The sequence below is a fragment of the Microcystis sp. M_QC_C_20170808_M9Col genome, from assembly GCF_007095495.1.
Classification (GTDB): Bacteria; Cyanobacteriota; Cyanobacteriia; order Cyanobacteriales; family Microcystaceae; genus Microcystis; species Microcystis aeruginosa.
Genome location: NZ_SFBZ01000032.1, coordinates 1 through 13,361 on the forward strand (window position 1 = coordinate 1; position 13,361 = coordinate 13,361).

Sequence of the window (13,361 nt, forward strand, 5' to 3'; positions counted from 1 at the left end):
GGGCTAATTGTGCATCTGCTGGGCAAACAAATTAGCCTGTAATTCAGAGCCGGCAATCGTTTTGACGATTTAGATAAAATTTTCAATGTGACACTTTAGGGTGCGGAATGTGGGTTATATATACAATCAATATATACATAACCTATATGTATAATATATACATAACGAACGCCTGTTCCCCAGTTTTAAGAATTGCCTAGGGGACAATTCATAATTATAAATCAGCAACGCCGAGAATCGAACCTATAATGGAGAGAAGTATTCTCCAGAGTCAACAATATGTCACTCAGTCAACTGTTGCCCACAGTTAATCAGTTATCTCACCAAGATAAGCTTCGACTCATTCACTTTCTGCTCCTAGCAGTCGCCAAAGAAGAGGGATGCAGCCTAGAACCAACTAGAGAACCTGATCCGGAAAATGTACTGCTTGAGCAACTGGCATCCACTGAAGCCGTGCTATGGTCGCCTCAAACCGATAGCGCAGCAGTGCAGGCATTGTCGGAGCTTCTGATTGCTGCAAAGGGAACATCCAATGCTTGATGGACAACGCTATTCATTTACTGAACGAAGAGACAACCTAGGGCGATTTAGCCGTTACAATGCTTGAAGATAATCGGCTTTGCAGCAATCCAGATATGAATGCTAATTGTGCAAAGTATCCACAAGTTAACTTGGTTCGGAGTTTGAAGAATTGCTCAGAAGACAATTCATAATTAAAATCAGCAAAGCCGAATCATCTAAGGACTAATATGAATTTGACTGAGAATATAACGCAAGCGATCATAATCATCCTTAAGTAAAACACTTAACTGTCTGCCCACATTCACTAACCATTGTCGATCGGCTTGACGCAATTGATACATCTGACGGATAGAAGCAGCTGCCAAAGCTTCCACGGGAGTATTTTTGACCTGTAATAAAATTCGTAAAAAGTCTAATTGTTCACTAAAATAAACCACTTCTAACGACTCACATTGATAAACCGCCTGATGAATTTGTGGGGGTCGGGGAGGAATATATTGATAGATATAACCTCGACCGGCACCATTGCCATTAAATTGTCCGGGTAAGGTTTCAAAACCGACAATAGTTGCCCGAAATTCCGTTTTTAACATAGCGAAAATCTGCGGCTGTTGTTCCCGCAATTCAGCCAAAGATAACCCCAAAGCTCTAGCGCGATGTACCGAATCGATGGGGGCAGTGGTGGCAAAGGTGACAATCCCAAAAATCTTATTACCCGTTTCTTCATCGTAGGCTTTTACCCAACTACCAAAAGCAGGCATAAAAGGAAAGTTTAACTCCTCTGGTTCCAAACATTGCGCCAAAAACTCGGTCGTCGTCGTCTCGATAACTTCGGCGATATGATCGGGATGGCGGTTATCCGTGGCCAATTGCGGTAAGGGTGGACGCATGGTTATTTTTTGCCTTTAGCCGGGGCAATAATTACTTCTTCTAATTCCGAGAGATTAAAGGTGACTAACTTATCCCAGTTGCCCCCCTCAAAAAGAACGGCCACTTTCCCATCGCTTAAACGCTGGGCTAAACCTTCAAATTTATAGTAGGTATCATCGGGATTGGTGACTCGAACGGTACTACCTGGCAAAATCATAGGATTGACGACGAAATTATAATTACTGTCTTTTAGCTTATCAAAAATTAGTGATCAGGGAGTCGTGACTTACCCCTACCTTCTGTTATCCGTCTTAGGCAATACGTCCCTGTTCTCTACCCGATCAGGCGATCGCAATTCGTTGATCAGGCGACAATTGCTGTACTGCTTAAATAAGCTGTTCTAAAGTTAAGGGAATGGTTCTCATCGATTTTGCTTTATTTATAATTTGCTCTATTCAACCCTCAACCCCAGCCACAGGCGAGCGCACTAACTCGTAGAGTGAGCTTTTCGATAGCGTAACGCACCAATTTAATAATAAAGTTAGTGCGTGGGGTGCGGATTGTTAATTTGAGTTTTTTATCAAAGATAATCGCCGTCTAACACACCCTACAAGATCGGCGTACTGCTAGGCAGTGCCTTCGGCATCGCACTCAATAAGTCATTGGGGGGACAAATTTAATATTTTTCCTTGGGTTGACTCTAAAATTGAATCTCGGATAAAAGAACTAGCATTAGTAATCTCTAGACCAATTAATTCTCCTAAATCATTAAGTTCAGCCGTAATATTTGGATTAATTTCTACACTGTTAGCTTCTGGTTCATCAGAAATAGTTAAATGAAGAATGTCTTCTTGTTCAAAGTATCTCATTTTAGGTTTGCTCATGGATAGTATATCTCCCAGTTGTTAGGCGAAATCGAATTTGTTGGCGTGTTGTCGCATGAATGGTGACAGGAGTTATAAAATTATCATCGTATTCATAAGGAATAATTACTAAACGATTATCATGCTTGCCTACGGCAATAAGACGACCCGTTTCAGTATCGTAGTACCTTTCTCCAGAGTATTTGAGAATCTCTTCTATTTTAGCAAGTTCAAATCCTCTCAGTTTGGCTCGATATTGTAAGTAATCCGACCAGATAATATTCGGCATTATGAGCAGACTTTGCTAATTATCTGTTATCTATTTTAATCTAAATTCTCCTTCCCAAACCCCCAACACCGCAACCAACCGAAACCATAACCTTAAGGGTGGTGCGTTCCCCAATATCACATCATGTCGCAGTCGCAAAGGTTTCAGGGAACGCACCCGACAAGATCGGCGTACTGCTAGGCAGTGCCTTCGGCATCGCACTATTTTCACCTTCCCAATTATATCTTATTCGGTAACACAGAATGATAAAGTTGGTGTTTTTACCGAATTGGTAACCGCCTAACGCACCCTACAAGATCAGCGATCGCATTAAATACATTTTATTTACCTCAATAACTCTGTTGCTTCTTTTAAGACTTGAGTAATTTCAGGTTTTTGACAACTAATTACATCGTTTGGGAAATGCTTGTGATGGGTAAAAGTAGAGAGATTGGGAAAGTGAGGGGTATTATCATAACGAAAAACTAGGTTGTTTTTTTCATCTTGGAAATGGTAACGATAATCTAGGAATTCTAAGTAATTGTCTGTGATTACTACAGCTTCGTTTATTTCTAATAAATGGGTCTGCTTGAAACGTCACCTAATTCTTAAATTAGCTCTGTGTGATGTCATTATTTCTTCTTAATAACGTTCTACATAAGCATTTTTACACTGCACAATTGCTTGCTCTACTTGATTGAGGTAATCAGATAAAAGTTGAAGCAGCATGATTTAATCTTTGTTCTAATTCTTGACGCAAAGCAAGGTAATGACGATAATCGTTTGCCCACTCTATAAATATTATATCATCTGACAATATTCCCTGATTGTATTCGTTATAAAAATCTTCGGAATCCATTTTATGTTGGTTCTCATAGACGCTAAGTCGTTTGGCAACAGCAATCAAAGCATCTAAAGATGATGTATATTGAATGGTCTGTTTACGCATTTTTCTTTTACTCCAAAATAATGATATTTTGATTATAAATGATTGCGCTCAAACAAAAACATAAATCCTAGGGTGCGAAGCGCGTAAGCGTAACGCACCAATTTAATCATAAAGTTGGTGCGTGGGGCGCGGATTGTTAATTTTGGTTTTTTATCAGAATTGGTAGCCGCAAACACGCACCCGACAAGCTATAATTGAGTTTATGAACTTACAATTTGAGTGGGATAACTCTAAGGCAAAACTTAATCTCAAAAAGCATGGCATCAATTTTGAAGAAGCCAAGGCTGTTTTTCGATATCCTCTAGCCTACATTTTTGATGATGAGTGGCATTCGGTCGGTGAAAAACGAGAAATTATTATCGGACACGATGACAAGAATCGCCTTTTAGTAGTTTGTTTTACTGAAAGAAATCAAATGATTCGTATTATCAGCGCACGTTTAACAACCAAAAAGGAACGCCAAGACTATGAAAAATACACAGGATTCTGAAACCAACCCAAATTTACAAGAAGACCTACTTCCTGAATATAATTTTAATTATAATAAGGCTCATCCTAATCGTTTTTCCTCTCAGGTAAATGAGACAAAAATAACTGTAACCTTAGAACCAGATGTCGCTAAAGTTTTCAAAAATTCTGAAGATGTAAACAAAGCACTTCGAGCTATCCTATCTGCTATTCCTGAAAAATAAGTTAACAGTAATCTTGTAGGGTGCGTTATTAACGCACCAATTTAATCATAAAGTTGGTGCGTGGGGCGCGGATTGTTAATTTGAGTTTTTATCAGAGATTATCGCCGTAAACACGCACCCTACCAGATCGGCGTACTGCTAGGCAGTGCCTTCGGCATCGCACTATTGGGCATTCAGGTTTCTGAGAATTTTTTGTGCTAAAAACTCTTTGATTTCTGTATGTCGTGGTACAGCTTCAATGACCCCAGTTTGAGGGTTAATCCAAAGAGAATGAGAAGCACCCTCTCGCTTAAGATAACAACCAGCTTTCCGCAACTTTTTTTCTAATTCTTGACGTTTCATGGAATGGAAATTGTCTCCTCGATCGCCTCTTTCGGTAGTCCTCGACGAATATCAGCCAAACGATCTTCAAAAATTAGTTGAATAGCACTTTTTAAGCTTTCTTTGGCTTCTTCAATGGTTTCTCCTTGACCATTTGCACCTAGGACTTCAGGACAAATCGCCCAGTATCCCCCTTCTGTTGCTGCTTCAATGATGGCGGTGAATTCTCCTTTCATGACAATCTCCTTTGATAATTTATGAATTATTCGATAATTTATGAATTAGCGTGCTGCCACGCAGTGCCTTCAACATCGCACTCTCAATCAAAATATTGGGACTTAGGCGTTTTCGGTCAGCAAAAAAGGCTCAAACCATTACGGGACAAAGGGTTAACCTCGATTTATGATTTTCCTTGATCTATCGGGGTTTCAGCGATTTTGGGCTTCTCGAAACGACACAAGATTAGAGCATCATGGGGATGATGTTGGGTTGAGTACCGATCACCCAACCTACAAGAGCGGCGATCGCAATAGCAATCCGTCGTAACGCACCAATTTAATAATAAAGTTGATGTGTTACAGCCGATTGTTAATTTGTTTTTTTATCAGAGATTATCGCCGCCTAACGCACCCTACCAGATCTATACTCAACGGATTTAGAATAATAGGTTCCAATCCCAGTGATCTGTGCTACCATTCGGGGTAAATTCAAGCGATCTCCAGACACCTATGAGCAAGGTTCTCGTGTTGAATGCCTCCTACGAACCGCTAAATATTACCAGTTGGCGGCGCGCAATCGTTTTATTGTTGAAAGGAAAAGCTGAATCCCTAGAACATAACGGAAAAGTGGTTTGTCGTGACTTACCCTTGCCTTCTGTTATCCGTCTTAGGCAATACGTCCGTGTTCCCTACAAGGAAATGCCTTTAACCCGTCGTAATATTCTCGAACGAGACCATCACACCTGTCAATACTGTCTCTACCGAGGTGAACAATTAACCATCGATCATGTGATTCCCCGTTCTCGCGGAGGGGGTGATACCTGGGAGAATTTAGTGGCGGCTTGTGTGCGTTGTAATGTGCATAAAGGCAATCGTACACCAAAAGAGGCCAATATGTCCCTGCACGCCCAACCCCGTCGTCCCTACAGCAGTCTCCACTTTGAGCTATTAAAGCACACTAGGGAGAATCACAATCACGAATGGCGTAAATATGTCATCGGCATTTAGGGTGAGAAGGGCATGGTGAAACCAAGACCAAAATTGATTCCCATGCCATTATTATTAGTCTGGGTGCGAGGATTGGCAACTCCCGTGCCTAGATAAACCGCACAACCGCGACAGGGGGAATTGACTCGGTAGCGCACCGCCATGGGATCATTGGGATCGGTGATAGTTACTCCCTGATTGTTTAAATCTTTAATTAGATTGGTGACGGGTTTGAAAAAATCGGCGCTGGGGGGTTGACTTGGTTGCAGTTCTAGGGTTTGTTCTTGGGAAGCAAGAACAATTTCCGAAGCGATAACTAGCAGCACAGAGGTAGTTAAGCCAAATAAACCCAGATTATTTTTGATTTTCATCTTTTTTATCACCGAGAGATTGTTAATTTCTTCTGGTGAGAATTCTAGCGTTTCCTCACCAGAAAGGAACCTAATCAGTAAAAAAAATTTACTAATTTCTGCCATACTTATAATAAGCGGCACAAGCACCTTCACTAGAAACCATACAAGTACCGATGGGATGTTCGGGAGTACAAGCAGTCCCAAATACTTTACATTCCCAGGGTTTTAAAACACCTTTAAGAATTTGGCCACACTGACAGGCTTTGTGATCTTTAACACGCTGATTGGGTAGGGTAAATTTCTTCTCCGCATCAAAATTACTGTACTCATCTCGCAGTTTTAACCCTCCTTGAGCAATTTCTCCTAAACCTCGCCATTCAAACTGATCTCGCAGTTCAAAAACTTGGTCGATTGCCGATAAAGCGACTCTATTTCCTTGATTTTGTACCACTCGATCGTACTGATTTTCGATCTCACATCTCTGCTCATCTAATTGTTTTAATACCATCCAAATTGATTGGAGAATATCCAAAGGTTCAAACCCAGAAACTACCACAGGTTTATGATATTCTTGGGCAATAACTTGATAGGGTTCTGTGCCAATTACCATGCTAACATGACCAGGACCAACAAAACCGTCTAACTGTAAATCTGGGTTATCTAACAAAGCTTTCAGAGCGGGAATAATCACCACATGATTAGAAAATAAACTAAAATTAGTGATACCATCTCTTTGCGCTTCTAAAACAGTTAAAGCTGTGCTAGGAACGGTTGTTTCAAAACCTAATGCTAGAAATATTACTTCTTTATCGAGATTTTCTCTGGCAATTTTTAAGGCATCGCGAGGAGAATAAACCATGCGAATATCATCCCCTTTTGCTCGTGCTTGCAGCAGACTCAAATGGGAACCGGGGACACGCATAGTATCGCCAAAAGTTGTCAGAATTACGTTCGGTTGTTGTGCGAGAAAAATGGCATCATCTAAACGACCTCGTGGCATTACACAAACGGGACATCCGGGGCCGTGAATTAATTCGATAGTTTCCGGAAGTATTGCCTCGATACCGTATCTAAAAATTGAGTGGGTATGACCTCCACAAACCTCCATAATTTTAGTAACTTTTTCCCGCTTTTCAGAGATTCTTATCGATAATTGTTCAATTTGTTGAATTAATCCTGCCGCTTTAACCGGATCACGAAATTCATCAACGTATTTCATAACAAGCTTTCTCTCTATAAGTGGTTGGACAAAAGTAAAGTTAATTGTGGAGCCAGTCGTCGGTCGTCAGTAATAATTGCCGTAATTTATATTTCTTAAGATAGACAACAGAATTAATTGGTGGCTAACTAATTAAGAACATTAATTATGATTAAATTCTTCCTCTAATTCCAATAATTGTGTTAATAAATTTAAGGTTTCTTGCGCCTCATCTTCATCAATTCGATTCATGGCAAAACCCACATGAACTAATACCCAATCGCCTACACAAGTATTAGCAGGATGGTCTTCATCAACAATGCAAGCGATATTTACTTCTCTTTTTACACCCCCCACATCGACGAGAGCCAGATGATGGTTTTCATCAATAATTGCCGTAATTTGTCCCGGTATGCCTAAACACATAGTTTTTACCTTAAATCTAGTTTTTGTTAATTATGGGCTGATTTTTTGGGTAGAGATTGCAGTAATATCAACTGACAGCCCTTCTCATAAAGATGAAGTATAAGCTAATTTGGTATCGACTCCCGACGACTGGCTCCCGAAAAGGAAAACCGAGTCAAAGGTCATCCTTTTTACTTGCTCTTACCTGCCATTCTGGACTATTGCCCTCAAGAACAGCTTTTTTTCCCGTATCTTTTTTAAGATTTCCCCTGTCCCGGACCGTGGACAATATCCCAACAAGGGTAAAACTTTTGTATTAAGGACTACATCTATGATAAGAAATTATTCAATCAATCGATCGGGTGACATTCTAGGCTATGATTTCCCTGACTATAGTTATTTCTCTACATTAAGGAAAATCGACAATGACAGCCTTTCCCATCGATTTGACTGCCTATAAACCCATCAGTCTCGACCCCAGTAACCCCACCCTCACCGACGACCAAAGAAGCGCCCTAAAAGCCAATATCCAACTCTGTCGCGATGCTATCATCTTTTTTACTGCCACGGGTGCGGCCCGGGGTGTGGGTGGACACACCGGCGGCCCCTACGATACCGTCCCGGAAGTGGTGATTCTCGATGCTCTTTTCCGCAGTCAACCTAGTCAATTTGTACCAATTTTCTTCGATGAAGCGGGACACCGCGTCGGTACTCAATATCTCATGTCTGCGTTAGAAGGTTCTTTACCCCCAGAACAATTAATGCACTACCGCGAGGCTAATTCTAAACTCCCCGGACACCCGGAATTGGGATTAACCCCAGGCGTAAAATTTAGTTCTGGCCGTTTAGGACATATGTGGCCCTACGTTAACGGTGTCGCTTTAGCTAACCCCGGAAAAACCGTTTTTTGTTTAGGTTCCGATGGTTCTCAACAGGAAGGCAATGACGCAGAAGCTGCCCGTTTAGCCGTGGCTCAACACATCAATGTTAAGCTGATTATTGATGATAATGATGTGACGATTGCTGGTAATCCTTCCAAATATTTACCCGGTTATGATGTGGCCAAAACTCTCGTTGGCCATGGTCTAAAAGTGTTAGTGGGAGATGGGGAAGATATCGATAGTTTGTATCGCAATATCTGTGAAGCAATTAATACTCCTGGCCCGATTGCGATTATTAATAAACGTCCCATGTGTCCCGGTATTGAAGGTTTAGAAGGTTCTAACCACGGTCATGATGTGATTTCTGTACCCTTGGCTTTGAAATATTTAGAGGCAAAAGGACACAGTGCCGCCGTGGAATATCTCAACAGTATTAAGAAGCCTTCTAATGACTATAAATTCCTCGGTTCTGGGGATAAATGGGGTTCTAACCGCAACGTTTTCGGCGAAGCAGTAGTCAGTCTTTTAGGCAAAATGAGCGAGGAAGAACGCAAGGCTAAGGTATTAGTAGTAGATAGCGATTTAGAGGGTTCCTGCGGTCTGAAAATTATCCACGATAAACATCCCGAAGTGTTTATTCCTTCCGGTATTATGGAACGGGGCAATCTTTCGGCAGCCGCTGGTTTTGGTATGGAAAAAGGTAAACAGGGAATTTTCGCCACCTTTGCCGCTTTTCTAGAAATGTGTATTTCTGAAATCACCATGGCGCGTTTGAATTATTCTAATCTTTTATGTCATTTTTCCCATTCCGGTATCGATGACATGGCGGATAATACCTGTCACTTTGGTTTGAATAATTTCTTTGCCGATAATGGACTGGATGACGGTTACGAAACCCGTCTTTATTTCCCGGCCGATGCGGCACAAATGACCGCTTGTGTCGAGGCAACTTTCCATCAACCCGGTTTACGTTTTATCTTCTCGACTCGTTCTAAAACTCCCAATATTCTTGATACTAACGGTCATAATTTCTTTGGCGATGGTTATACCTTTGTCCCTGGAAAAGATGAAGTAATTCGGGAAGGCACTGCCGGTTATATCATCAGCTTTGGAGATGGTTTATACCGCGCTGTAGATGCAGTGGAACGCTTAAAACAAGAAGGTATTGACGTGGGTTTAATTAATAAACCGACTCTCAATGTAGTGGATGAAGAAATTATTGCTAAAGTTGGTAGTTCTCCCTTTGTTTTAGTGGTAGAAGCATTTAACCGTCGCACGGGTTTAGGTAGCCGTTATGGTTCTTGGTTACTCGAACGCGGTTTAACTCCTAAATACGCCTATATCGGTACTCACCACGAAGGTTGTGGCGGTTTATGGGAACAGTTCCCCCACCAAGGTATTGACCCAGTTGGTATCATTAGTAAAGTTAAATCTTTAATCGCTTAGAGAGTATTTTAGGGGGGAATTAATCAGTTATCAGTTATCAGTTATCAGTAAACAGTAATTAGTAAACAGTCATCAGAACGTAGGTTGGGTTGAAGCATGAAACCCAACGCCTGCATCGGTTACGCTACCGCTAACCCATCCTACAAATAATTGTGCCTCCCTACTTAGGTTTTAGATTCGGCCCTTGTGAACAGTAATCAGTAATCAGTAATCAGTGGACATCTTTAATAATTAAGATTTTAGCTTGGTTGAGAGATTGAACATTTGTACTAAAATTTCCCAGAAGCAGTTTAAATCCATTACAGCTGATCAACTTTAGCGGCTTAAATCGCACCATTGAGGGGAAATCCCCCTTAACTAGGTACGGTAAGCCCCTAGAAGCCAACAAACCGGTCAATCTAGAATAGTCTCAAGGGTATAAAAGTAATCTCTTATAGAAAATGCAGCCAACCAATCCACAACAATTTACAGAAAAAGCTTGGGAGGCAATCGTCAAAACGCCGGACATTGCCAAACAGAACAGTCAGCAACAAATCGAAAGCGAACATCTAATGAAAGCCCTACTGGAACAGGAGGGATTAGCGGGCAGTGTCTTTAGTAAAGCTAATATTAGTCTAGCCCGTTTGCGGGATCGCACCGATGATTTTATCCGTCGTCAACCGAAAATCTCTAACCCCGGCGACTCGATTTATTTAGGTCGTAGTTTAGATAGTTTACTCGATCGAGCGGAAAATTATCGTCGAGAATTTGGAGATGACTTTATCTCGATCGAGCATTTAATTTTAGGTTACGCTAAAGATGATCGCTTCGGTAAAAATATTTTTCAAGAATTCGGACTTACGGAAAACAAACTCAAAGAAATTATTCAACAAGTCAGAGGTAGTCAAAAAGTGACCGATCAGAATCCAGAAGGCAAATACGAGGCCCTAGAAAAATACGGACGGGATCTCACCCAATTGGCACGGGAAGGTAAATTAGATCCCGTAATTGGACGGGATGACGAAATCCGTCGCACCATTCAGATTCTCTCGCGTCGGACTAAAAATAACCCAGTTTTAATCGGGGAACCGGGAGTAGGAAAAACGGCCATTGTCGAAGGATTAGCCCAGCGGATTATTAACCGTGATGTGCCAGAATCTCTGTTAGACCGGACTCTCATTTCTCTCGATTTAGGAGGCTTAATTGCGGGAGCAAAATATCGCGGAGAATTTGAGGAAAGATTAAAAGCTGTCCTCAAGGAAGTCACCGATTCCCAAGGCAATATCATCATGTTTATTGATGAAATTCATACCGTTGTCGGTGCGGGAGCCACTCAAGGGGCAATGGATGCGGGCAATTTATTAAAACCAATGTTAGCCCGGGGTGAATTGCGTTGTATTGGGGCCACTACCCTCGATGAGTACCGCAAATATATCGAAAAAGATGCGGCGTTAGAAAGACGCTTCCAAGAGGTTTTAGTGGATGAACCAAATGTGGTCGATACTATTTCGATTCTTCGCGGTCTCAAAGAACGTTATGAGGTGCATCATGGGGTGAAAATTGCCGATAATGCTTTAGTGGCAGCGGCACTGCTTTCTAATCGTTATATTAGCGATCGCTTTTTGCCAGACAAGGCCATTGATTTAGTTGATGAAGCGGCGGCAAAATTGAAGATGGAAATCACTTCTAAACCAGAAGAACTCGATGAAATTGATCGCAAAATTCTCCAGTTAGAAATGGAAAGACTTTCTCTACAAAGGGAATACGATCCAGCTTCGCGAGAACGGTTAGAAAAGTTAGAAAAAGAACTGGCTAACCTCAAGGAAGAACAATCGGGATTAAATGCCCAATGGCAAGGGGAAAAAGAGATTATCGATCAAGTTCGTGGGGTTAAAGAAGCGATCGAACAAGTTAATCTGGAAATTCAACAGGCCGAACGAGATTATGATTATAATCGTGCCGCGGAATTAAAGTTCGGAAAATTAACCGATCTGCAGCGGCAAATGTCCGCCATAGAAACTCAATTGGCCGACAAACAAACCACCGGCAAAAGTTTATTAAGAGAAGAAGTTCTCGAATCGGATATCGCCGAAATTATCTCGAAATGGACGGGAATTCCTCTCAATAAATTAATCGAATCGGAAAAAGAAAAACTCCTCAATCTGGAAGAGGAATTACACGAAAGTGTCATCGGTCAAGAGGAAGCGGTCACAGCCGTAGCCGAAGCGATTCAACGTTCCCGCGCCGGTTTATCGGACCCCCACCGTCCCACGGCCAGCTTTATTTTCCTCGGTCCGACGGGTGTTGGCAAGACAGAATTGGCGAAAGCTTTAGCGCGCAATCTCTTTGACACCGAAGAGGCTCTAGTTCGCATCGATATGTCGGAATACATGGAAAAACACAGCGTTTCCCGTCTCATGGGCGCGCCTCCGGGATACGTCGGCTACGATGAAGGGGGACAACTAACCGAGGCAATCCGGCGTCGTCCCTACTCTGTCATCCTCTTTGATGAGATTGAAAAAGCCCATCCCGACGTTTTTAACGTTATGTTACAAATCCTTGACGATGGGCGCTTAACCGACTCTCAAGGTCATCTGGTTGATTTCAAAAATACCATCATTATTATGACCAGTAATATCGGTTCTCAATACATTTTAGACGTGGCCGGTGATGAGTCTCGTTACGAGGAAATGCAGGCCCGGGTGATGGAAGCAATGCGGAATAGTTTCCGTCCCGAATTCCTCAATCGTATTGATGAAACGATCATTTTCCATAGTTTACAAAAAGCGCAACTGCGATCGATTGTCAAACTACAAATAGGCAATCTCAGCGCTCGCTTGATCGAACAAAAATTAGCCCTGAAATTTGCCGATATTGCCCTCGATTATCTAGCAGAAATTGGTTACGATCCAGTGTACGGTGCGCGACCCCTAAAACGGGCAGTACAAAGATATGTGGAAACTCCGATCGCTAAGGCAATTCTGCGCGGCGAATTCAAAGGGGGAGACACGATTTTTGTCGATGTGGCCGATGAAAGATTGACCTTTAAACGGTTAGCTTCCCAAGTAGTAACTGCTTAATGGGACTTAGACAAAAAACAAATCGAGAAAAGCCTCAACTCCAATCCCCGCTTGGGATTTACTTCGAGAAGCCCAAAATCGCTGAAACTCAGATAGATCAAGGAAAATCATAAATCGAGGTTAACCCTTTGTCCCGTAATGGTTTGAGCCTTTTTTGCTGACCGAAAATTTTAGACTTTTTTTCTCTCAAAAATTGCCGACCATTGGAGGGATTGGGGGGAAAATTCAGGTACTTTTTCCCTGAAAATTAGGTAGTTGACCACCTGAAAATCGATAAAACCCCACTTCCCCACACCCCACACCCCACACCCCACACCCCACACCCCACA

At 41.9% G+C, this 13,361-nt stretch carries 15 protein-coding genes and 1 pseudogene; 5 read left to right on the top strand and 11 right to left on the bottom strand.

What is annotated here, in order from left to right:
• Positions 1–737 precede the first annotated feature (737 nt).
• The 6 genes and pseudogenes from EWV68_RS02170 to tumA all read right to left on the bottom strand — a co-directional run bounded on the left by EWV68_RS02170 (position 738) and on the right by tumA (position 3,472).
• Positions 738–1,412: an HAS-barrel domain-containing protein gene (locus EWV68_RS02170; protein WP_002759297.1), complete on the bottom strand. Its 675-nt coding sequence runs from the start codon at positions 1,410–1,412 to the stop codon at positions 738–740.
• A gap of 2 nt (positions 1,413–1,414) precedes the next feature.
• A complete protein-coding gene (locus EWV68_RS02175; RefSeq protein ID WP_002759298.1) occupies positions 1,415–1,609 on the bottom strand; it encodes an NAD(P)H dehydrogenase subunit NdhS in 195 nt (64 codons plus the stop codon).
• Between the two features lie 442 nt (positions 1,610–2,051).
• Positions 2,052–2,261 carry a DUF2283 domain-containing protein gene (locus EWV68_RS02180; RefSeq protein WP_223211798.1) on the bottom strand — a complete coding sequence of 70 codons (210 nt, stop codon included), beginning with the start codon at positions 2,259–2,261 and terminating at the stop codon, positions 2,052–2,054.
• A gap of 1 nt (position 2,262) precedes the next feature.
• Positions 2,263–2,544 carry a hypothetical protein gene (locus EWV68_RS02185; protein WP_061431492.1) on the bottom strand — a complete coding sequence of 94 codons (282 nt, stop codon included), beginning with the start codon at positions 2,542–2,544 and terminating at the stop codon, positions 2,263–2,265.
• Positions 2,545–2,868: 324 nt separating this feature from the next.
• Positions 2,869–3,108: pseudogene (gene tumE / locus EWV68_RS02190) on the bottom strand (toxin TumE); the annotation flags it as partial.
• A gap of 121 nt (positions 3,109–3,229) precedes the next feature.
• Positions 3,230–3,472 (bottom strand): antitoxin TumA, encoded by a 243-nt coding sequence (gene tumA / locus EWV68_RS02195; protein WP_061431491.1) that lies wholly within the window; start codon positions 3,470–3,472, stop codon positions 3,230–3,232.
• A 202-nt stretch (positions 3,473–3,674) separates the two neighbouring features.
• Between tumA and EWV68_RS02200 the strand changes: the two genes are divergently transcribed.
• Positions 3,675–3,962: a BrnT family toxin gene (locus tag EWV68_RS02200; protein WP_061431490.1), complete on the top strand. Its 288-nt coding sequence runs from the start codon at positions 3,675–3,677 to the stop codon at positions 3,960–3,962.
• Positions 3,940–4,164, top strand: coding sequence for a hypothetical protein (locus EWV68_RS02205; protein WP_061431489.1), 225 nt, complete (start codon positions 3,940–3,942; stop codon positions 4,162–4,164). Before EWV68_RS02200 ends, EWV68_RS02205 begins: the two co-directional genes overlap by 23 nt.
• A 162-nt stretch (positions 4,165–4,326) precedes the next feature.
• Here the strand turns inward: EWV68_RS02205 and EWV68_RS02210 are convergent, their stop codons facing one another.
• Both EWV68_RS02210 and EWV68_RS02215 read right to left on the bottom strand, forming a co-directional pair.
• The gene (locus EWV68_RS02210) at positions 4,327–4,506 is read right to left on the bottom strand and encodes a type II toxin-antitoxin system HicA family toxin (RefSeq protein WP_002782277.1); all 180 of its coding nucleotides are present in this window, start codon (positions 4,504–4,506) and stop codon (positions 4,327–4,329) included.
• Positions 4,503–4,721: a type II toxin-antitoxin system HicB family antitoxin gene (locus EWV68_RS02215; protein WP_004163690.1), complete on the bottom strand. Its 219-nt coding sequence runs from the start codon at positions 4,719–4,721 to the stop codon at positions 4,503–4,505. The genes EWV68_RS02210 and EWV68_RS02215 overlap by 4 nt, the downstream gene beginning before the upstream one ends.
• A 492-nt stretch (positions 4,722–5,213) precedes the next feature.
• On the opposite strand from EWV68_RS02215, the gene EWV68_RS02220 reads away from it, so the two are divergent.
• Complete coding sequence (locus EWV68_RS02220) at positions 5,214–5,711, top strand: HNH endonuclease (RefSeq protein ID WP_061431488.1); 498 nt, start codon at positions 5,214–5,216, stop codon at positions 5,709–5,711.
• Here the strand turns inward: EWV68_RS02220 and EWV68_RS02225 are convergent.
• From EWV68_RS02225 to EWV68_RS02235, 3 genes are all read right to left on the bottom strand, one after another.
• Positions 5,708–6,061, bottom strand: coding sequence for a hypothetical protein (locus EWV68_RS02225; protein WP_061431726.1), 354 nt, complete (start codon positions 6,059–6,061; stop codon positions 5,708–5,710). The two genes, EWV68_RS02220 and EWV68_RS02225, sit on opposite strands and share 4 nt — an antisense overlap.
• Before the next feature lie 91 nt (positions 6,062–6,152).
• The gene (hypD, locus tag EWV68_RS02230; RefSeq protein ID WP_287168666.1) at positions 6,153–7,262 is read right to left on the bottom strand and encodes a hydrogenase formation protein HypD; all 1,110 of its coding nucleotides are present in this window, start codon (positions 7,260–7,262) and stop codon (positions 6,153–6,155) included.
• A gap of 141 nt (positions 7,263–7,403) precedes the next feature.
• Positions 7,404–7,667 carry a HypC/HybG/HupF family hydrogenase formation chaperone gene (locus EWV68_RS02235; RefSeq protein WP_002797289.1) on the bottom strand — a complete coding sequence of 88 codons (264 nt, stop codon included), beginning with the start codon at positions 7,665–7,667 and terminating at the stop codon, positions 7,404–7,406.
• Positions 7,668–8,071: 404 nt separating this feature from the next.
• Here EWV68_RS02235 and EWV68_RS02240 point away from each other — a divergent pair, with 404 nt between their 5' ends.
• Both EWV68_RS02240 and clpB read left to right on the top strand, forming a co-directional pair.
• Entirely contained in the window at positions 8,072–9,973 is a 1,902-nt protein-coding gene (locus EWV68_RS02240) for a thiamine pyrophosphate-binding protein (protein ID WP_287168668.1), read from the top strand.
• A gap of 440 nt (positions 9,974–10,413) precedes the next feature.
• Positions 10,414–13,032 carry an ATP-dependent chaperone ClpB gene (gene clpB, locus EWV68_RS02245; protein WP_287168670.1) on the top strand — a complete coding sequence of 873 codons (2,619 nt, stop codon included), beginning with the start codon at positions 10,414–10,416 and terminating at the stop codon, positions 13,030–13,032.
• Positions 13,033–13,361: the final 329 nt, after the last annotated feature.